Annotated in this window: 4 protein-coding genes and 1 pseudogene; 4 read left to right on the top strand and 1 reads right to left on the bottom strand. The window is 75.7% G+C overall.

What is annotated here, in order from left to right; translation table 11 throughout:
• Window positions 1-29: 29 nt before the first annotated feature.
• A complete protein-coding gene (locus tag LV78_RS41450) occupies window positions 30-677 on the bottom strand; it encodes a TetR/AcrR family transcriptional regulator (protein ID WP_253842630.1) in 648 nt (215 codons plus the stop codon).
• An 82-nt stretch (window positions 678-759) separates the two neighbouring features.
• Here LV78_RS41450 and LV78_RS01130 point away from each other — a divergent pair.
• The 4 genes and pseudogenes from LV78_RS01130 to LV78_RS01115 all read left to right on the top strand — a co-directional run.
• A pseudogene (locus tag LV78_RS01130) lies at window positions 760-2,280 on the top strand (MFS transporter); the annotation flags it as partial.
• Between the two features lie 698 nt (window positions 2,281-2,978).
• Window positions 2,979-8,423: a type I polyketide synthase gene (locus LV78_RS01125; RefSeq protein WP_253842628.1), complete on the top strand. Its 5,445-nt coding sequence runs from the start codon at window positions 2,979-2,981 to the stop codon at window positions 8,421-8,423.
• Between the two features lie 46 nt (window positions 8,424-8,469).
• Window positions 8,470-17,730, top strand: a complete 9,261-nt coding sequence (locus tag LV78_RS01120; protein ID WP_344621170.1) for a type I polyketide synthase — start codon at window positions 8,470-8,472, stop codon at window positions 17,728-17,730.
• The gene (locus LV78_RS01115) at window positions 17,727-22,544 is read left to right on the top strand and encodes a type I polyketide synthase (protein WP_372494759.1); all 4,818 of its coding nucleotides are present in this window, start codon (window positions 17,727-17,729) and stop codon (window positions 22,542-22,544) included. The genes LV78_RS01120 and LV78_RS01115 overlap by 4 nt, the downstream gene beginning before the upstream one ends.
• Window positions 22,545-22,581: the final 37 nt, after the last annotated feature.

Raw genomic sequence — 22,581 nt, 5'->3', positions numbered from 1 at the left:
GCACCCCTCTCCTCACGCGCCACCCCCTCCTACTCGGCCCCCGGCTCCGCGTTCCCCGACTGCGCGTCCCCCGGCTGAGCCAGCGGGTCGTGCTCCGGGGGGAGCTGCACGTCGAAGCGCTCGAAGATGGAGCGCACGGCCCTGATGAGGTCCCCCGACTCGGGCACCGCCTCCGGGTCGAGCAGGCTCTGCACGGTCAACCCCGTCATCACCGCCAGCAGGAACGAACCGGCCGCGAGGCGGGTGCGCTCGTCCGCCTCCGTGCCGCCCAGCGTCAGCTGCCCCAGCGACGGGCGGGCGCGGCGGTACGCGGACGCCAGCATCTCCCGCAGCTCGGGCATCCGCTCCGCCAGCGAGAACGCCTCGATGCCCGCCACCCACAGCGGCCGGTGCGTGGTGAAGGACTTCAGCACCCCGGCCCACATGGTCTCCAGCCTGCCCGCGACCGTCAGGTCCGAGCCGACCTCCGCCATGACCCGGTCCAGCTCGTTGCCCCACTCCTGGAACGCCGACACGAGCGCGGCGCTGAGCAGGGCCTCCTTGGAGCCGAAGTGGTATCCGATCGACGCCAGGTTCGTGTTCGACGCCGCGACGATGTCGCGTGCCGTCGTGTTCGAGTAACCGCGTTCGTACAGGCACTTCTTCGCCCCGTCGAGGAGCTGATCACGATGGCCCACCTGATGATCGTACCCGACCGCTGGTGATCATTCATACGAATGTCATATACAAGCGTATAGATCCCGGTGTAGCGTTGCGCCCATGACTCCTGGCCCACGTGCGGGCAAGCGCGAGTGGTGGGGGCTGGCCGTCCTCGTCCTCGTCACCCTCATCATCAGCATGGACATGACGGTGCTGTCCTACGCGCTGCCCTTCATCAGCGTCGAGTTAGGCCCGTCCAGCAGCCAACTCCTGTGGATCACGGACATCTACGCGTTCGTCCTCGCCGGACTGCTGATCCCGATGGGCACGCTCGGCGACCGCATCGGCAGGCGCAAGCTGCTGATCGTCGGCGCCGTCGCGTTCGGAGTCGCCTCGGCGCTGTCCGCCTACGCGAGCTCCCCCGAACTGCTCATCGGCACCCGCGCCCTCATGGGCGTCGCGGGCGCGACCCTCATGCCCTCCACGATGTCGTTGATCCGCACCATGTTCCAGGACGCCCAGCAGCGCCGCGCCGCGATCGGCCTGTGGGCCACCGGTTTCTCCGCCGGTGGCGCGCTCGGCCTGCTGCTCGGCGGCGTGCTGCTCCAGAGCTTCCACTGGGGCACGGTCTTCCTGGTCAACGTCCCCATCATGCTGGTGCTCGTCGTCGCGGCCCCGCTGCTGCTGCCCGAGTACCGCAACCCCGGCGCGGGCAGGTTCGACCTCCTCAACTCCGCGCTGCTGTTCGCCGCCGTGCTCCCGGTGATCTGGGGCATCAAGGAGCTCGCCGAGCGCGGGCTCGGCTGGCAGCCCCTCGCGGGCATCGCGCTCGGACTCGTGCTGCTGCCGGTCTTCCTGGTGCGCCAGAACAAGGCCGACGACCCGATGCTCGACGTGAGCCTGTTCCGCAAGGCCGCGTTCTCGGCGGCGCTGGCCACCAACGTGCTGGCCAACTTCGCGATGATCGGCTTCATGTTCTTCACCAGCCAGTACCTCCAGCTGGTGCTCGGGCTGGAACCGTTCGAGGCGGGCCTGTGGTCGCTGCCGCAGGCGTTCACCGGCGCGCTCGGCGCGGCCGTGCTCGCCCCGGTGCTCGTGGCGAAGCTGCGCTACTCGCGGGTGGTCGCGCTCGGCCTGCTGCTGGGCGTCGGCGGTTCCGTCGTGATGTCGCAGGTGCGGGTGGAGGACGGGCTCGCGCAGGCCATCGTCGGCCAGTCGCTCAGCGCCATGGGCCTGGCGATGGTGCTCACCCTGACCGCCGAGCTGGTCGTCACCACCGCGCCGCAGGAGCGCGCGGGCGCGGCGTCCGGGCTCTCCGAGACGGGCAGCCAGTTCGGCGGCGCGCTCGGCGTCGCGGTGCTGGGCAGCCTCGGCGCGTTCGTCTACCGGTCCGAGCTCGCCGAGCTCAGTCCGGCCGGGGTGTCCCCGGACGTGCTGACCACCGCCAAGGAGACGCTCGGCTCGGCCGTCGAGGTCGCCGCCGCGCTGCCCGCCGCCACCGGGGACGCGCTGCGCCTGGCCGCCAGGACCGCGTTCACCCTGGAGGTCCAGGTCTCGGCCTGGTCGGTGGCCGGGGTGCTGCTGGTGACCACCTTCGTCGCCGCAGCCCTGCTGGCCAAGGTGCCCCGCCCCGGTCCCGCGCCCGACGCGGCCGTCGAGGCGGTCACCGAGGCCGCCGCCGACGCCACCCCCGAGGTCGACCCCGGCGCCGCCGCCGGGACCCCTGTCGCAGGGGGGCCGACCGAGGAGGGGGCGGGCGCCGGGGACCGGGCCGCGACCGCCGAGGAGAGCGCCCAGGAGATCCCTGGGAAGAGCCGGGGGAAGACCGCCGGGCAGCCCGCCGCCGAGCCCGCGCGCGACGCCTCCGGGGGCGCGGGGGAGCTCCCGGACGCCCTGGTCAGCCCCGTGAAGGACGACGAGGGCTCGCTCGTCACCTGACCCTCCCCACCGCCGTCAACCCCGATCCCGGTCGCACCCTGGTGTGGCCGGGATCCTGTCGTTCCACGGGGTCCGCAGGGGTGCGGCAGGGGGGCGCGGCAGGGGCCCCGACCGACCCCCGGCGGACCAAACCCCGCTAGGGGGAAGCTAAGGGCGGGCTAGGGGTTGGCCGTGCTGTCCGGCCTTTCGTAGCGTCATCGTGGAAAGCGGCTCGCGCAATAACGGGCCGAGGTGTCGTGCGTGCCGGCGGTGTCCAGCGAATGCTTTCCGGGAGCAATTCCCGGTGCTGGCTCCTGCCCCGTGACGTGCGGCGCGAAGCGGAGAAACGACAGCCGGGACGATTCCCGGCCGCCGTGTCGGAATGGTCAGAACGCGAAGCGGGAACTGTCCTGGAGGCGTGCGTGGAAAACGAGGCAAAGCTCCTGGGCTACCTGAAGCGGGCCACCGCCGACCTGCGCGAGGCGCGGCGCAGGCTCCGCGAGGTGGAGCGCAGGGAGAACGACCCGATCGCCCTCGTCGGCATCGGCTGCCGGTTCCCCGGCGGGGTCACCGGACCCGACCGGCTGTGGGACCTGGTGGCGGGCGGCGTGGACGCGGTCTCGTCCTTCCCCACCGACCGGGGCTGGGAGCTGGACTCGCTCTACGACCCGGACCCGGACAAGCGCGGCCACAGCTACGCCATGGCGGGCGGGTTCCTGCACGACGCCGCCGACTTCGACGCCGCGTTCTTCGGCATCTCCCCGCGCGAGGCCACCGCGATGGACCCGCAGCAGCGCCTGCTGCTGGAGACCGCGTGGGAGGCGTTCGAGCACGCGGGCATCGACCCCACCACCCTCAAGGGCAGCCGCACCGGCGTCTACGCGGGCCTGATGTACCACGAGTACACCTCGCGCCTGACCACCGTGCCCGAGGAGTTCGAGGGCTTCATCGGCAACGGCAACGCGGGCAGCGTCTTCACCGGCCGCGTCGCCTACGCGCTCGGCCTGGAGGGCCCGGCGGTCACCGTGGACACCGCGTGCTCCTCGTCGCTGGTGTCGATCCACCTGGCCGTGCAGGCGCTGCGCCGCGACGAGTGCTCGCTCGCGCTGGCCGGTGGCGTCACCGTGATGCCCTCGCCCGAGACGTTCGTGGACTTCTCCCGCCAGCGCGGCCTGGCCCCGGACGGGCGCTGCAAGCCGTTCTCCGACGACGCCGACGGCACCGGCTGGTCCGAGGGCGCGGGCGTGCTCGTGCTGGAGCGGCTGTCCGACGCGCGCCGCAACGGGCACCGGGTGCTCGCCGTCGTGCGCGGCACGGCGGTCAACCAGGACGGCGCGTCCAGCGGCCTGACCGCCCCCAACGGCCCCTCGCAGCAGCGCGTCATCCGCGCCGCGCTGGCCAACGCCGGGCTGTCCGCCGAGCACGTGGACGTCGTGGAGGCGCACGGCACCGGCACCTCCCTCGGCGACCCGATCGAGGCGCAGGCCGTGCTCGCCACCTACGGCCAGGACCGCGAGCACCCCCTGCTGCTCGGGTCGATCAAGTCGAACCTCGGCCACACCCAGGCCGCAGCCGGGGTCGCGGGCGTCATCAAGGTCGTCATGGCGATGCGCCACGGCACCGTGCCCAGGACGCTGCACGTGACCGCCCCCACCACGCACGTGGACTGGACGGCGGGCGCGGTCCGGCTGCCCCTGGAGGCCACCCCGTGGCCGGAGACGGGCCGTCCGCGCCGCGCGGGCGTGTCCTCGTTCGGCATCAGCGGCACCAACTCGCACGTCGTGCTGGAGCAGGCCCCCGAGCCCGCCGAGGCGGAGACCGCGCCCGCCGAGGCCGACGCCGCGCCCGCCGAGGTCGAGCAGCCGCGCGTGGAGACCGACGTCGTGCCCTGGGTGCTGTCCGCCCGCACCCCCGAGGCGCTGGCCGGCCAGGTCCGCAGGCTGCGCGGCGCCGCGCAGGGGCTCGACCCGGTCGACGTGGCCTTCTCGCTGGCCACCACCCGCGCCCACTTCGAGCACCGCCTCGCCGTCGTCGGCCGCACCCCCGAGGACTTCGCCGCCGCGCTCGCCGAGGGCGCGCCTGGCTCGGTGCGCGGCACGGCCGACACCGGCCGCACCGCGTTCCTGTTCACCGGCCAGGGCTCCCAGCGGATCGGCATGGGAGGTGAGCTGCGCGCGGCGTTCCCGGTGTTCCGGGAGGCGTTCGACGCCGCCTGCGCGCTGCTGGACCGCGAGCTGGAGGTCTCGCTCGCGGACGTCGTGTTCGGCGACGACCGGGAAGCCCTGGACCGCACCGGTTTCAGCCAGCCCGCGCTGTTCGCGTTCGAGGTCGCGCTCTACCGGCTGCTCGAGTCCTGGGGCGTCACCCCGGACTTCGTCGCCGGGCACTCCATCGGCGAGATCGCCGCCGCGCACGTGGCGGGCGTGTTCTCCCTGGAGGACGCCTGCGCGCTGGTCGTGGCGCGCGGCAGGCTCATGCAGGCGCTCCCGGCCGGTGGCGCGATGCTCGCCGTCGAGGCCACCGAGGCGGAAGTCCTGCCGCTGCTGAACGACCACGTCGGGCTCGCGGCCGTCAACGGCCCCACGGCCGTGGTCGTCTCCGGCGCCGAGGCCGCCGTCGACCAGGTCGCCGCCGCGCTGGACGGCCGCCGCACCAAGCGGTTGCGCGTCTCGCACGCCTTCCACTCGCCGCTCATGGAGCCGATGCTGGACGAGTTCCGCCGCATCGCCGACAAGGTCTCCTTCCACTCCCCGCTCATCCCGTTCGCCTCCAGCTCCGGCGCCAGCCCGGCCACCGACGCCGTCGCCACCACCGAGTACTGGGTCTCCCACGTCCGCGACACCGTGCGCTTCCACGCCTGCCTCGAGCACCTGGCCGGGCACGGCGTCACCCGCTTCGTCGAGGTCGGCCCGGACGGCGTGCTCACCGGCATGGTCGAGCGCGGCGCGGCCACCGCCACCCAGCGCCGGGGCCGCGACGAGGTCGTCGCCCTTACCACCGGCGTCGCCACCGCCTTCGCGCACGGCGTCGACGTGGACTGGGCCGCCTTCCACGCCGGGCGCGGCGGGAAGCGCGTCGACCTGCCCACCTACGCCTTCCAGCGCAAGCGCTTCTGGCTGGAGTCCGACGGCCCGTCCGGCGACGCCACCTCGTTCGGCCTGCAGGGCGGTGAGCACCCGCTGCTGACGGCGGTCGTGGAGACCCCGGCCAGCGACGGCGTCGTGCTCACCGGCAGGCTCTCCGCGAGCACCCACGCCTGGCTCGCCGACCACGCCGTGCACGGCACCCCGATCGTCCCCGGCACCGGCCTGGTCGAGCTGGCCGTCCGCGCGGGCGACCAGGTCGGCTGCGACCTGGTGGAGGAGCTGACCCTCGAAGCGCCGCTGCCGCTGCCCGAGACCGGCGCGCTGGCGCTGCGGGTCACCGCCGACGCCCCCGACGAGCACGGCCGCCGCACCCTGGCGATCCACTCCCGCCCCGAGGGCGCCCAGCCCGGCGAGGAGTGGACCCGGCACGCCTCCGGCCTGCTCGGCACCGCCCGCGACAGCGCGCCCGAGCAGCTGATCGCGTGGCCGCCGGAGGGCGCGGAAGCCGTTGACCTGGAAGGGTTCTACCCGCGCCTGGCGGACAACGGCTACGGCTACGGCGAGGTCTTCCGCGGCCTGCGCGCGCTGTGGCGGCGGGCGGACGGCGAGCTGTTCGCGCACGCCGTGCTGCCCGAGTCCGCGCACGCCGACGCCGCCCGCTTCGGCCTGCACCCGGCCCTGCTCGACGCCGCGCTGCACGCCAACCTGGCGGACGGCTCCGAGGAGCGCACCCCGCTCCCGTTCGCCTGGAACGGCGTCACCCTGCACGCGCAGGGCGCCACCGAGCTGCGGATCCACATCACCCAGACCGGCCCCGACCAGCTCTCCGTCGCGGTCGCGGACGGGCAGGGCGCGCCGGTGGCCACCATCGCGCAGCTCGTGGTCCGCCCGGTGTCCGCCGAGCAGCTCGGCGGCACCGCCGGTCGCGGCTACCACGAGTCGCTGTTCCGGCTGCGCTGGACGCCCGCCAAGGCGGGCGCCGTCCCGGTGCCGACCGCCGAGGACTGGGCCGTGCTCGGCCGGTGGCCCACCACCGCCGCGACCGCGCACGCCGACCTGGCCGCCCTGCGCGCCCACCTGGACGGCGGCGCCCCGCCGCCCGAGGTCGTGCTCGCCCCGATCGCCCCCGCGCGCGGCGACCTGGACGTGCCCGCCGAGGTCCGCGAGTCCACCCACGCCGCGCTCGCGCTGCTCACCGGCTGGCTCGCCGACGACCGCCTCACCGGCTCGCACCTGGTGGTGCTGACCCGCGCCGCCGTCCCCGCCGACCCGACCCGCGCCCCGCTGTGGGGCCTGCTGCGCGCCGCGCAGGCGGAGAACCCCGGCCGCTTCACCGTCGTGGACGTCGAGCCGGGCTCGGAGGACCTGCTGCCCGCCGCGATCGGCTCAGGCGAGCCGGAGCTGGCCCTGCACGACGGCAAGATCCTGGTGCCGCGCCTGCACCGCGCCGTGCTGCCCGAGACCACCGCCGCCACCTGGCGGCCCGACGGCACCGTCCTGATCACCGGCGGCACCGGCGGCCTCGGCGGCCTGCTGGCCCGCCACCTGGTCACCGAGCACGGCGTCACCCACCTGCTGCTCACCAGCCGCCGGGGTCAGGACGCGCCCGGCGCGGCCGAGCTCAAGGCCGGGCTGGAGGCCGAGGGCGCGCACGTCACCATCGCCGCCTGCGACGCCGCCGACGCCGACGCGCTCACCGCGCTGCTCGCCGCGATCCCGGCCGAGCACCCGCTCACCGCCGTCGTGCACGCCGCCGGTGTCGTCGACAACGCCCTCCTCGCCGACCTGACCCCCGAGCAGGTCGACGCGGTGCTGCGCGCCAAGGTCGACTCCGCCTGGAACCTGCACCGGCTCACCGAGGGACTGGCCGCGTTCGTGCTGATCTCCTCCTCGGCGGCCGTGGTCGCGGGCGCCGGGCAGGCCAACTACGCCGCCGCCAACGCGTTCCTGGACGCCCTGGCCGAGCACCGCCACGCCGACGACCTGCCCGCGACCTCGCTCGCGTTCGGCCTGTGGGCGGGCAGCGGCATGGGCGCGGACCTGGACGACGCGGACCTGCGCCGCATGGAGCGGCTCGGGATGCCCGCGCTGCCGCCCGCCGAGGGCCTCGCCCTGTTCGACGCCGCGCTCGCCACCGGCGAGGCCGCGCTCGCGCCGATGCGGGTGGACCTGATGGCGCTGCGGGCCCGCGTGGACGACCTGCCCGCCGTGCTGCGCGGCCTGGTCCGGGTCCCGGCCCGCCGCGCCGCCCTCACCGCGTCCGGCGCCGACGCCCGGCCGCTGGCCAGCCGCCTCGCCGGGCTGCCCGCCGTCGAGCGCGAGCAGCTCCTGCTCGACCTGGTGCGCGCCCACGCCGCCTCCGTCCTCGGCCACGCCGGGGTCGAGGAGGTCACGCCCACCAGGGCGTTCAAGGAACTGGGCTTCGACTCGCTGGCCGCCGTCGAGCTGCGCAACCTCCTCGGCGCGGCCACCGGGCTGCGGCTGCCCGCCACCGCGGTCTTCGACCACCCCTCGCCGCAGGCGCTCGCCCGCGAGCTGCTGGGCCAGCTCGTCGTGGAGGAGGACCACGCGCGGTCCGTCCTCGCCGAGGCCGACCGGCTGGAGGCCGCGCTCGCCTCGGTCGCCGACGAGGACGCGGCCAGGGTCACCGCCCGCCTGGAGGCGCTGCTGCGCACCTGGCACGACGCGCGCGGCCGAGCCGAGGACGCGGGCCACGACCTCGGCGAGGCCACCGACGAGGAGCTGTTCGCGGTGCTCGACAACGAACTCGGCATCTCCTGACCTCGGTCACCGGTCCCGACGGCGCTTGAAGATGGGTGGAACACCGATGGCGAACGACGACAGGCTCCGCGACTACCTCAAGCGGGCCACCACCGACCTCCAGCAGGCGAGGCGGCGGGTGCGCGAGCTGGAGGACCGCGACCGGGAGCCCATCGCGATCGTGTCGATGGCCTGCCGCTACCCCGGCGGGGTCCGCTCGCCCGAGGACCTGTGGGACCTCGTCGCGAACGGCGTCGACGCGATCTCCGGGTTCCCGGTCGACCGGGGCTGGGACGTGGAGGGCATCTACGACCCCGAGCCGGGCAAGCCGGGCAAGACCTGCACCCGCGAGGGCGGGTTCCTGCACGACGCCGCCGAGTTCGACCCGCTGTTCTTCGGGATGAGCCCGCGCGACGCCGTCGAGACCGACCCGCAGCAGCGGCTGCTGCTGGAGACCACCTGGGAGGCGTTCGAGCGCGCGGGCATCGACCCGGCCACGCTCAAGGGCACCGCCACCGGCGTGTTCACCGGCGTCATGCACCACGACTACCCGGACAGCACCACCTCCGGCAGCGTCGTGTCCGGCCGCGTCGCCTACACCTTCGGCCTCGAAGGCCCCGCCGTCACCATCGACACCGCCTGCTCCTCGTCGTCGGTGGCCGTGCACCTGGCCGCGCGGGCGCTGCGGTCGGGGGAGTGCTCGCTGGCGCTGGCGGGCGGCGTCGCGGTGATGGCCACGCCGCAGCTGTTCGTGGAGTTCTCCAAGCAGCGCGCGCTGTCCCCCGAGGGCCGGTGCCGCTCGTTCGGCCAGGGCGCGAACGGCGCCGCGTGGTCCGAGGGCGCGGGCGTGCTGGTGCTGGAGCGGCTCTCGGACGCCCGCCGCAACGGGCACCCGGTGCTGGCGCTGGTGCGCGGCTCCGCGATCAACCAGGACGGCGCGTCCAACGGGCTCACCGCGCCCAACGGCCCGGCGCAGCAGCGGGTCATCCGCGCCGCGCTGGCCGACGCCGAGCTGTCCGCCGCGCAGGTCGACCTGGTGGAGGCGCACGGCACCGGCACGGTGCTCGGCGACCCGATCGAGGCGCAGGCGCTCATCGCCACCTACGGGCAGGACCGCACCGAGCCGCTGTGGCTGGGCTCGGTCAAGTCCAACATCGGCCACCCGCAGGCCGCCGCGGGCATCGCCGGGGTGATCAAGGTCGTCATGGCGGTGCGGCACGGCCTCATGCCGCGCACCCTGCACGCCGAGGACCGCACCGACCAGGTCGACTGGAGCGCGGGCTCGGTGGAGCTGCTGACGCAGGCCCGGCCGTGGCCGGAGACCGGCGGGCGCCCGCGCCGGGCGGGCGTGTCCTCGTTCGGCATCAGCGGCACCAACGCGCACACCATCGTCGAGCAGGCACCCGAGCCCGAGCCGGTGGCCGAGGAGGACGACCCGGTCCGGTTCCCGGTGCGGCTGTGGCCGGTGTCCGGGCGCGGCGCGACCGACCTCGCCGCGCAGGCCGACCGGCTCGCCTCGTTCGTCGCGGACGGGGACGCGGACGGGCTGGACCTGGCGCTGTCCCTGGGGACCACGCGCGCCGCGCTGGAGCACCGGGCCGTCGTGGTCGGCTCGACCCGCGAGGACCTGGTGGCCGGGCTGCGCTCGATCGCCGCCGGGGAACCGCTGCCGTCCGTGGAGTCCGGGGTCGCGAGCAGCGGGCTGTCCGCGTTCCTTTTCACCGGCCAGGGTTCCCAGCGGGTGGGGATGGGGCGCGAGTTGCGGGAGGCGTTCCCGGTGTTCCGGGAGTCCTTCGACGCGGCGTGCGCGCTGTTCGACCCGCTGCTGGACCGCCCGCTCGCCGAGGTCGTGCTCGGTGACGACCAGGCGTCGTTGGACCGCACCGGTTTCAGCCAGCCCGCGATCTTCGCGTTCGAGGTGGCGCTCTACCGGCTGCTGGAGTCCTGGGGCGTGAAGCCGGACTTCCTGGCCGGGCACTCGATCGGCGAGATCGCCGCCGCGCACGTGGCCGGGGTGTTCTCGCTCGAAGACGCGTGCAAGCTGGTCGCCGCGCGTGGCCGGTTGATGCAGGCGCTCCCCGCCGATGGCGCGATGCTCGCCGTCGAGGCCACCGAGGAAGAAGTCCTTCCCCTGCTTGACGAACGGGTCAGCGTGGCCGCCGTCAACGGCCCCACCTCCGTCGTCGTCTCCGGCGCCGAGGAGTCGGTCACCCGCATCGCCGCCGCCCTGGAAGGCCGCCGCACCAAGCGGTTGCGCGTCTCGCACGCGTTCCACTCCCCGCTCATGGAGCCGATGCTGGAGGAGTTCCGCGCCGTCGCGGCGACCCTCGCCTACCACGCGCCGAGCATCCCGCTGGTCTCCACGGTGACCGGCGAGTCCGCCACCGCCGGTGACCTCGACTCGGCCGACTACTGGGTGCGGCACGTCCGCGCCGCCGTGCGCTTCCACGCCGGGGTCGCGTTCCTGGAATCCCGTGGTGTCACCCGGTTCCTGGAGGTCGGCCCGGACGGCGTGCTCACCGGCATGGCCCGCGCCTTCCTGGACCCGGACACCACCGCGCTCGCCGCCACCCAGCGCCGCGACCGCGACGAGGTCGCCGCCCTGGCCGCCGCCGTCGCGCGGGCGCACGCCCACGGCCAGGCCGTCGACTGGGCCGCAGCGCACCCCGGTGGCAAGCGCGTCGACCTGCCCACCCACGTCTTCCAGGTCCAGCGCTACTGGCTGGAGCCCACCGAGACCACCGCCGCCCCGGTCGAGCGCGCGGACGAGGAGTTCTGGCGCGCGGTCGACAACGCGGAGCTGGCCGACCTGCTCGGCGCCGACCCCGACGACGTCGACCGGGTCCTGCCCGCGCTCGCCGGGTGGCGGGCGCGCGGCAACGAGAAGGCCGTCGCCGACTCCTGGCGCTACCGGGTGACCTGGCGGCCGGTGAACCAGCCGCCCGCGCTGCGGCTGTCCGGCGCCTGGCTGCTCGTCGCCGCCGAGGGCGACCCGCTGGTCGCCGCCGCGACCGAGCGGCTCACCGCGCGCGGCGCGTCCGTCGTGCCGGTGGACCCCGGTGGCCACGACCGGGCCGCGCTCGCCGAGGAGCTGCGCGGCGCCGAGGTGGAGGGCGTGCTGGCGCTCGTCGCGCTGGACGACACCCCGCACGCCGAGCACCCGACGATCAGCGAGGGCGTCGAGCGCGCCATCACCCTGGTGCAGGCGCTCGGCGACGCGGGCGTCACCGCCCCCACCTGGCTGCTCACCAGGGGCGCGGTCGCCGTCGACCCGTTCGAGGAGCTGACCTCCACCGCCCAGTCCGCCGTCTGGGGCCTGGCCGGGGCGCTCGGCCTCGACCACCCGCTCACCTGGGGCGGCGTCGTGGACCTGCCCGCCGAGGTGGACAGCGCCGCGCTGGACCGGCTGGTGGACGTGCTCGCGCACCGCGCCGAGGACCAGGTCGCGCTGCGCCCGTCGGGCGTGCTGGCCCGCAGGCTGGTGCGCGCCCCGCTCACCGGGGCCCCCGCCCGCGACTGGGCCCCGCGCGGCCCGGTGCTGATCACCGGCGGCACCGGCGGCGTCGGCGCGCACGTGGCGCGCTGGCTGGTCGGGCGCGGCGCCAGGGACCTCGTGCTGGTCAGCCGCCGAGGCCAGGACGCCCCCGGCGCGCGGGAGCTCGCGGCCGAGCTGGACGCGCTGGGCGCCACCACCACCCTGGTCGCCTGCGACGTGGCCGACCGCGCCGAGGTCGCCGCGCTGGTCGACGGCCTGCCCGACGGCCCGCTCACCGTGGTGCACGCGGCGGGCGCGCTGCCCGACGAGGCGCACCTGGGCGACACCCCGCTCGCCGACTTCGTTGCCACCGGCCGCGCGAAGGTCGCGGGCGCCCACCACCTGGACGAGCTGCTCGACGGCCGCGAGCTGGACGCGTTCGTGCTGTTCTCCTCCGGCGCGGCCGTGTGGGGCTCCGCGGGCCAGTCCGGCTACGCGGCGGCCAACGCCCGCCTCGACGCCCTCGCCCACCGCCGCCACCACCGGGGCGCGCCGGTCACCTCCATCGCCTGGGGCACCTGGGGCGGCGGCGGCATGGTCGACGAGGAGGCCCTCGGCGAGGCGCTGCGCCTGCACGGCATCCCGCCCATGGACCCGCGCCTGGCCACGGCCGCGCTCGGCCGCGCCCTGGACCACGACGAGCACCACCTGGTCGTCGCCGACCTCGACTGGTCGCGCTTCGCCCCCACCTACTCCGCCGCCAGGCCCCGGCCGCTGCTGCACGCGCTGCCCGAGGTCCGCGAGATCCTCGCCCTGGACGGTGGGACCGACCCGACCCCGGCGGGGTCCGAACTGGCCGGACGGCTGGCCGCGCTGCCCGAGTCCGAGCAGCACCGCGCACTGGCGGACCTCGTCAGAACCCACGTGGCCGCCGTCCTCGCCTACCCGGACCCCTCCGGGGTCGATCCGGGCCGAGCGTTCAAGGACCTCGGCTTCGACTCGCTGACCGCCGTCGAGCTGCGGGACCGGCTCGGCACGGCGACCGGGGTGCGGCTGCCCGCCACCCTGGTGTTCGACCACCCCACGCCAGTCGCGCTGGCCGCGTTCCTGCGCGCCGAGCTGGTGGGCGCGCGCGACGCCGACGAGGTCGAGACCGCGCCCGCCCCGGTGGACGACGACCCCATCGCGATCGTGTCGATGGCCTGCCGCTACCCCGGCGACGTCCGCACGCCCGAGCAGCTGTGGGACCTCGTCGCGAACGGCGTGGACGCGATCTCCCCGTTCCCGACCGACCGGGGCTGGGACTCGGCCGCGCTCTACGACGCCGACCCCGACCGGCCGGGCACCAGCTACGTCCACGAGGGCGGGTTCGTGCACGACGCGGGCTCGTTCGACGCCGCGTTCTTCGGCGTGTCCCCGCGCGAGGCGCTGGCCATGGACCCGCAGCAGCGGGTGCTGCTGGAGCTGACCTGGGAGGCCGTCGAGCGAGCCGGGGTGGACCCGAAGTCGTTGCGCGGCAAGCGGGTCGGCGTGTTCGCGGGCACCGGCGGCCAGGACTACGCCGACCTGCTCGACCACGCGCCCGAGGAGGTGGAGGCGTTCCTGGCCACCGCCACCTCGGCCGCCGTGCTCTCCGGCCGGGTGTCCTACGCGTTCGGCTTCGAGGGCCCCTCGGTGTCGGTGGACACCGCCTGCTCCTCGTCGCTGGTGGCGATCCACCTGGCGTCGCAGGCGCTCCGGTCCGGCGAGTGCTCGCTGGCGCTCGCGGGCGGCGTGCTGGTGATGGCCACCCCGACCCCGTTCATCGCGTTCTCCCGCCAGCGCGGCCTGGCCCCTGACGGGCGCTGCAAGCCGTTCTCGGACAGCGCGGACGGCACCGGCTGGGCCGAGGGCGCGGGCGTGCTCGTGCTGGAGCGGCTGTCCGACGCGCGCCGCAACGGGCACCCGGTGCTGGCGCTGGTGCGCGGCACGGCGGTCAACCAGGACGGCGCGTCCAACGGCCTGACCGCCCCGAACGGCCCGGCGCAGCAGCGGGTCATCCGCAGCGCGCTCGCGGCGGCCGGGCTCGCGCCCGCCGACGTGGACGCGGTGGAGGGCCACGGCACCGGCACCTCCCTCGGCGACCCGATCGAGGCGCAGGCCGTGCTCAAGACCTACGGGCAGGACCGCACCGAGCCGCTGTGGCTGGGCTCGATCAAGTCCAACATCGGGCACGCGCAGGCCGCGTCGGGCGTCGCGGGCGTCATCAAGTCCGTGCTGGCGCTGCGCAACGGCGTGCTTCCCCGCACCCTGCACATCACCGAGCCCTCCACGCACGTGGACTGGACCGAGGGCAACGTCCGGCTGCTCGCCGAGGCGCGGCCGTGGCCCGCCCGCGAGAAGCCGCGCCGCATCGGCGTGTCCTCGTTCGGCGTCAGCGGCACCAACGCGCACACCATCCTGGAGGAGGCGCCCGCCGACGAGCCCGCCCCCGCCGAACCGGTGGTGCGCGTGCGCACCGACGTGGTCGCGTGGCCGATCAGCGCGCGCGGCGAGGACGCGCTGGCCGCGCAGGCCGCGCGGTTGGCCGCCGAGGTCGCCGACCTCGCGCCCGCCGACGTCGCGCTGTCGCTGGGCGGCACGCGCGCCGCGCTGGAGCAGCGGGCCGTGGTGGTCGGGGCGAGCGCCGAGGAGCTGCTGGCCGGGGCGCGCGCCGTCGCGGCCGGGCAGGCGGCGCCGAACGCGGTGACCGGCAGCGCCGGGTCCGGGCTGACCGCGTTCCTGTTCACCGGGCAGGGTTCCCAGCGCCCCGGCATGGGGCGCGAGCTGCGGGAGGCGTTCCCGGTGTTCCGGGAGGCCTTCGACGCGGCGTGCGCGCTGTTCGACCGGGAGCTGGACCGGCCGCTGGCCGAGGTGGTCTTCGGCGAGGACCGGGAGCCGCTGGACCGCACCGGGTACAGCCAGCCCGCGATCTTCGCGTTCGAGGTGGCGCTCTACCGGCTGCTGGAGTCCTGGGGCGTGCGCGCCGACCACCTGAGCGGGCACTCCATCGGCGAGATCGCGGCGGCGCACGTGGCCGGGGTGTTCTCCCTCGAAGACGCGTGCAGGCTGGTCGCCGCGCGCGGCCGGTTGATGCAGGCGCTGCCGACCGGTGGCGCGATGCTCGCGGTCGAGGCCACCGAGGAGGAGGTGCTGCCGCTGCTGACCGACCGGGTCGGCATCGCCTCGGTCAACAGCCTCACCTCGCTCGTCGTCTCCGGCGCCGAGGACGCGGTCGGCCAGATCGCCGCCGCGCTCGACGGCAGGCGCACCAAGCGGTTGCGCGTCTCGCACGCCTTCCACTCGCCGCTCATGGAGCCGATGCTGGCGCAGTTCCGGACCGTCCTGGCCGGGATCGCGTTCAGCGCGCCCACCATCCCCGTGGTCTCCAACCTCGCCGAATCCGCCGACCTCACCGACCCCGAGCACTGGGCCCAGCACGTCCGCGAGGCCGTGCGCTTCCACGACGGCGTCACCGCGCTGACCGAGCAGGGCGTCACCCGGTTCCTGGAGATCGGCCCGGACGGCGTGCTCACCGGACTGGTCGGCGGCGCGGGCGCGATCGCCGCGCAGCGCCGCGACCGGGACGAGGTCGTCACCCTCACCACGGCCGTGGGCAAGCTCTTCGCCCTCGGCGGCGACGTGGACTGGACCGCGTTCCACGCCGGGCGCGGCGCCCGCCGCGTCGACCTGCCCACCTACGCCTTCCAGCGCGAGCGCTACTGGATCGACGCCCCCGAGCAGACCGCCACCACCGTCGCCGACGACCGGGACGCGCAGTTCTGGGCCGCCGTCGAGTCCGGCGGGCTCGACTCGCTGGCCCGCGACCTCGCGGTGGACGCCGCCGCGCTGGGCGAGGTGCTGCCCGCGCTGTCGGCCTGGCGCGGGAGGATCCGCGACGAGTCCACCGTGGACTCCTGGCGCTACCGGGTGGAGTGGCGCTCGCTCGCCGAGGACGTCCCGGCGGTGGAGGGGACCTGGCTGCTGGTCGGCCCGGACGACGAGCGGGTCGACGCCGTCGCGGACGCGCTGGACGCGCGCGGCGCGCGGGTGGTCCAGATCGACGTCGCCGAGGCCGACCGCGCGCACATCGCGGACCGGGTCCGCGCCGCGCTCGGCGGTCAGACGCCGGACGGCGTGCTGTCCCTGCTGGGCCTGGACGAGCGCCCGCACCCGCTGTCCCCGTCGCTCTCGCTGGGCGTCGCCGCCTCGGTGACCCTGGTGCAGGGCCTGGACGACGCGGGCGTCACCGCGCCGGTCTGGTTCGGCACCTCCGGCGCCGTCGCCGTCGACCGGTTCGACCGGCCCGGCGGGCTGCGCCAGACCGCGCTGTGGGGCGTGGGCACCGTGCTCGGCCTCGACCGGCCGCGCACCTGGGGCGGCGTCGTGGACCTGCCCGCCGAGCTGGACCAGCTCACCGACGCGCGGGTGCTCGACCGGCTCGCGGGCGTGCTCTCCGGCGCGGGGGAGGACCAGGTCGCGGTGCGCCGCTCCGGCGTCTTCGGCCGCCGTCTGGTGCGCGCCCCCGGCGGCGAGACCACCGCGCGGTGGTCCCCGCGCGGCACGGTCCTGGTCACCGGCGGCACCGGCGGCGTCGGCGCGCACCTGGCGCGCTGGCTGGTCGAGACCGGCGCGCAGCGGGTCGTGCTGGCCAGCCGTCGCGGCCCGGACGCCCCCGGCGCGGCGGAGCTGTGCGCGGAGCTGGGCGGCAAGGTGGAGGTCGTCGCGCTGGACGTGGCCGACCGGGACGACGTGGCCGCGCTGGTGGAGTCCCTGCCTGACCTCACCTCCGTGTTCCACGCGGCCGGTGCGCTGCGCGAGGAGTCCGGTGTGGACGGTGCGACGATCGCCGACCTCGCCGACATCGCGCACGCCAAGGTCGTGGGCGCCCTGCACCTGGACGAGCTGCTGGAGGGCCGCGAGCTGGACGCGTTCGTGGTCTTCTCCTCCGGCGCCGCGATCTGGGGCTCCGGCGGCCAGATCGGGTACGCCGCGGCCAACTCCGTCATCGACGGCGTCGTCCGGCACCGCAGGGCGCGCGGCCTCACCGGAACCTCGGTGGCCTGGGGCTCCTGGGGCGGCGGCGGCATGGCCTCCGGCCACGCCGAGACCCTGCTCTCCCGCCTGGGCCTGGGCATGATGGACCCGCTGCTGGCCGTGTCCGCCCTGCAGGGCGCGCTCGACCGCGACGAGGCCCACCTCGTCGTCACCGAGGTGGACTGGGCCAAGTTCGCCCCCGCCTACGCCCTCGCCCGCCCCCGCCCGCTCATCGACACCGTCCCCGAGGCGCGCGCCGCGCTCACCCCGGACGAGAGCGCCACCACCACGACCCCGGCCGACCCGAGCGAGATCACCGCCAGGCTCGCCGAGCTGTCCGAGGCCGACCAGCTCACCGCGCTGCTCGACCTGGTGCGCGCCAAGGTCGCCCTGGTCCTCGGGCACGCCGACGCGGACTCGGTGCGGCCGGAGCGGTCGTTCAGCGAATCCGGGTTCGACTCGCTCACCGCCGTCGAGCTGCGCGACGCGCTCGTGGGCGAGACCGGGCTCAAGCTGCCCGCCACCCTGGTCTTCGACCACCCCAACCCCATCGCGCTCGCCGAGCTGCTGCGCGGCGAGCTCGCCCCCACCGCCGGGAACCCGGTGCTCGACGGCGTGGCCCGCCTGGAGGCCGCGTTCGCCGACGGCGTGGACGAGCGGGTGCGCGCCGAGGCGATCGACCGGCTGCGCGCGCTGATCACCCCCGCCGGGCAGGCCGACGACGTGGTCGGGCTGATCGAGGACGGCAGCGACGACGACCTGTTCCGCTTCATCGACAACAAGCTCGGCAACTCGTGAACGGTGGTTCGATGTCCTCCAACGAAGTCAAGCTCCGCGAGTACCTGCGCCGCGTCACCTCCGAGCTGCACGACACCGACCAGCGGTTGCGCGAGCTGCAGGACCGGGCGAGCGAGCCCATCGCCGTCGTCGGCATGGGCTGCCGCTACCCCGGTGGCGCGAACTCCCCCGAGCAGCTGTGGGAGCTGCTGCGCGGGGGCGTCGACGCCACCTCCGACATGCCGACCGACCGGGGCTGGGACGTGGACGGGCTCTACCACCCCGATCCCGGCGCCCCCGGCGGCATCTACGTGCGGCGCGGCGGTTTCCTGCACGACGCGCCGCTGTTCGACCCCGGCTTCTTCGGCATCAGCCCGCGCGAGGCCGCCGAGATGGACCCGCAGCAGCGGGTGCTGCTGGAGACCGCCTGGGAGGCCCTGGAGGACGCGGGCATCGACCCGGCCGGTCTCAAGGGCAGCAGGACCGCCGTCTACGCGGGCGTGGTCTACCACGACTACCCCAACAGCTTCGGCTCCGGCAGCCTGGTCTCCGGCCGGGTCGCCTACCACCTGGGCCTGGAGGGGCCCGCGCTGACCATCGACACCGGCTGCTCCTCGTCGCTGGTCGCGATCCACCTGGCCTGCCAGGCGCTGCGCTCCGGTCAGACGCCGCTCGCGCTCGCCGGTGGCGCCACGGTCATCTCCACCACCGACACGTTCGTCGAGTTCTCCCGCCAGCGCGCGCTCGCCGCCGACGGCCGCTGCAAGTCCTTCTCCGCCGCCGCCGACGGCGCGGGCTGGTCCGAGGGCTCGGGCGTGCTCGTGCTGGAGCGGCTGTCCGACGCGCTGCGCAACGGCCACGAGGTGCTGGCCGTGGTGCGCGGCAGCGCGGTCAACCAGGACGGCGCGTCCAACGGCATCACCGCCCCCAACGGGCCATCGCAGCGCCGCGTCATCCACGCGGCCCTGGCGGACGCGAGGCTGTCCGCGCGCGAGGTCGACGCGGTGGAGGCGCACGGCACCGGCACCCGGCTCGGCGACCCGATCGAGGCGCAGGCGCTGCTGTCCACCTACGGGCAGGACCGGGAGCAGCCGCTGCTGCTGGGCTCGCTCAAGTCCAACATCGGCCACTCGCAGGCCGCCGCGGGCGTCGGCGGCGTGATCAAGGCCGTGCTGTCCATGCGCCACGGCGTCCTGCCGCGCACCCTGCACGTCGACGCGCCCTCACCCGAGGTCGACTGGACCGAGGGCTCGGTCGCGCTGCTCACCGAGGAGACGGCGTGGCCGAGCACCGGCCGCCCGCGCCGGGTCGGGGTGTCGTCGTTCGGGATCAGCGGCACCAACGCGCACCTGGTGCTGGAGCAGGCCCCCGAGGTCGTCGAGCCCGAGACCGCCGAGGTCCCGGCCCTCCCGGTGGTGCCGTGGGTGCTGTCCGGCCGCACCGCCGACGCCCTGCGGGCGCAGGCCGCCCGGCTGCGCGACCACCTCGCCACCCACGAGACCGGCTCCCCGCGCGACGTCGGCTGGTCGCTGGCCACCACCCGCACCGCCTTCGAGCGCCGCGCCGTCGTCCTCGGCGCGGACGCCGCCGAGCTGGCGGCCGGGGTCGCCGCGCTCGCCGAGGGCCTGCCGTCCCCGTCCCTGGTCACCGGGACCGCCGACGTGGTCGGCAAGGTCGTGTTCGCCTACCCCGGCCAGGGCTCCCAGTGGGAGGGCATGGCCGCCGAGCTGCTCGACACCTCGCCCGTGTTCGCCGCGAGGATGGCCGAGTGCGCCGAGGCGCTGTCGGCGTTCCTGGACTGGGACCTGATCGCGGCCGTGCGCGGCGGCGAGGGCGCCCCGTCGCTGGAGCGCGGCGACGTCGTGCAGCCCGCGCTGTGGGCGGTCCTGGTGTCGCTGACCGTGCTGTGGGAGCACCACGGCGTGCGGCCCGACGCGGTCGTCGGCCACTCGCAGGGCGAGATCGCGGCGGCCGTCGTCGGCGGCCACCTGTCGCTGCTCGACGGCGCGCGCGTGGTCGCCCTGCGCGGCATCGCGATCCGGGAGAGCCTGGCCGGTCGCGGCGGGATGCTCTCCATCGGGCTGCCGCTGGCCGAGGTCGAGCCGTACCTGGAGGCCATGGAGGGCCGCCTGTCGCTCGGCGCGGTCAACGGCGCTGCCTCCACGGTCGTCTCCGGCGACCTGGACGCGCTCGCCGAGCTGACCGCGATCCTGGAGGAGCGGGACGTGCGGGCCAGGCGGGTCAACATCGACTACGCCTCGCACTCCGCCCAGGTCGCCGAGGTGGAGCAGCGGATGCTCGCCGACCTCGCGCCGATCAGCCCTCGCGCGGGCGCGATCCCGATGCTGTCCACGGTCACCGGCGAGTTCGTCGCGGACGGCCAGCTCGACGCCCGCTACTGGTACTCGAACCTGCGCTCCCCGGTGCTGTTCGCCCCGGCCGTGCAGGCGCTCGCCGAGTCGGGGCACGCGGTGTTCGTGGAGGTCAGCCCGCACCCGGTGATCGCGCCGAGCATCGGCGAGACCCTGGACGCCCGCGAGCAGCCCACCGTCGTCTCCGGCACGCTGCGCCGCGACGAGGGCGGCCTCGCCCGCTTCACCCGCTCCCTCGCGGAGCTGCACGTGCGCGGCGGCGTCCGCCCGGACTTCGCCGCGCTGCTGCCCGGCGCGCGCGCCGTCCGGCTGCCCACCTACGCGTTCCGGCACGCCCACTACTGGCTGACCGACGCCCCGGCCGCCGAGGCCGACCCGGCCTCGGCCGCGCTCTGGGCCGCGCTGGAGTCCGGCGGCGTCGACTCGCTGGCCCGCGAGCTGTCCGTGGACGAGGCCGCGCTGGGCGAGGTGCTGCCCGCGCTGTCCGCGTGGCGCGACGGTTTCCGCGAGCGGTCCACCGTGGACTCGTGGCGCTACCGGATCGAGTGGCGGGCCGTGGACCAGCCGGTCCCGCCGGTGGCCACCGGCTCCTGGCTGCTGGTGGTGCCCGAGTCGCTGCGCGAGGACAAGCGCGTCATCGCCGTCGTGGACGGCCTGACCGCGCGCGGCGCGGACGTGCTGCCGGTGGCGGTGGAGGGGTTCGACCGGTCCGCCGCCGCCGACCTGGTGCGCTCCGCCGTCGCGGGCGGCCAGCCGGAGGGCGTGCTGTCCCTGCTGGGCCTGGACGACCGGCCGCACCCGCTGTTCCCGTCGCTCTCGCGCGGCGTGGCCGCCTCGGTGCCGCTGGTGCAGGGCTTGGACGACGCGGGCGTCACCGCGCCGCTGTGGTTCGCCACCTCGCGCGCCGTCGGCGCCGGGCTGGAGGAGCCCGCCGACCCGCGCCAGAGCGCCCTGTGGGGCATCGGCACCGTCCTGGGCCTTGACCGCCCGCAGACCTGGGGCGGCGTGGTGGACCTGCCCGCCGACGTGGACGACCTCGTGGTGGAGCGGCTGGTCGGCGCGCTCTCCGGCGCCGAGGACCAGGTCGCGGTGCGCCCGGCGGGCACGCTGGCCCGCCGCCTGGTGCGCGCCCCCGGCGGCGCGGTGGCCGCCGACTGGTCCCCGCGCGGCACGGTCCTGGTCACCGGCGGCACCGGCGGCGTCGGCGCGCACCTGGCGCGCTGGCTGGTCGAGACCGGCGCGGAGCACGTGGTGCTGGCCAGCCGTCGCGGCCCGGACGCGCCCGGCGCGGCCGAGCTGTGCGCGGAGCTGGACGGCAAGGTGGAGGTCGTCGCGCTGGACGTGGCCGACCGGCACGCCGTCGCCGCACTCGTCGCCTCGCTGCCCGACCTCACCTCGGTCTTCCACGCGGCGGGCGCGATGCGCCGCGAGGCGGGCGTCGACGACGCCTCGGTCGCCGAGCTGGCGGAGCTGGCCGACGCGAAGGTCCTGGGCGCGCTGCACCTGGACGAGCTGCTGGCCGATCGCGAGCTGGACGCGTTCGTCGTGTTCTCCTCCGGCGCGGCCGTGTGGGGCTCCGGCGGTCAGATCGGGTACGCCGCAGCCAACTCCGTCGTCGACGGCGTCGTCCGCAGCCGCCGGGCGCGCGGCCTGACCGGCACCTCCATCGCCTGGGGCACCTGGGGCGGCGGCGGCATGTCCTCCGGCGAGACCGGCGACCACCTGGCCCGCATGGGCCTGGGCTCGATGGACCCCGCGCTGGCCCTCGCCGCCCTGAAGGGCGTGCTGGACCGCGACGAGGCCCACCTGGTCGTCACCGACATGGACTGGGCCCGCTTCGCCCCCGCCTACGCGCTGGCCCGCCCCCGACCGCTCATCGAGGCCATCCCCGAGGTGAAGGCCGCGCTGGACCCGGCGGAGGAGCTCGGCGGCGAGAGCACCGGCTCCGACCTCGCGGCCAGGCTCGCCCCGCTGCCGGACGGCGAGCGGCGCGCCCTGCTGCTCGACCTGGTCCGCTCGCACGTGGCCGCCACCCTCGGCTACGCCACCACCGACGAGGTCCAGCCCACCAGGGCGTTCAAGGACCTCGGCTTCGACTCGGTCACCGCCGTCGAGCTGCGCGACGTGCTCAGCTCCGCGACCGGCGTCCGGCTCACCGCGACCGCCGTGTTCGACCACCCGACCCCCGCCGCGCTCGTGGAGCTGCTGCACGGCGAGCTGGTCGACGAGGGCGAGCGCCCCGTCGGCTCGGTGCTCGCCGAGCTGGACCGGCTGGAGATCGCCGCGTCCGGCCTCGCGCCGGAGGAGATCGAGGCCGGGCACGTCACCGCCCGGTTGCGCGCACTGCTCACCAAGCTCGACCAGGCCGTCGCGGGCGGTGGGCCCGCCGTGGCCGACCAGCTCGAAGCGGCCTCCGCCGACGACGTCTTCGACTTCATCGACAACGAACTCGGCATGGCCTGATTCGCCAGGCACGTCACTTCCCTTCCGGCACGGCAGA

The organism is Actinosynnema pretiosum (genome assembly GCF_024171695.1).
GTDB lineage: Bacteria > Actinomycetota > Actinomycetes > Mycobacteriales > Pseudonocardiaceae > Actinosynnema > Actinosynnema pretiosum.
The sequence above is the reverse complement of the archived record's forward strand: the minus strand, read 5'-3'. Positions and strand labels throughout refer to the sequence as shown.

Bases quoted from the DNA above. Each gene is read 5' to 3' on its own strand.
- LV78_RS01120 (WP_344621170.1), top strand. From the start codon at position 8,470: ATGGCGAACGACGACAGGCTCCGCGACTACCTCAAGCGGGCCACCACC.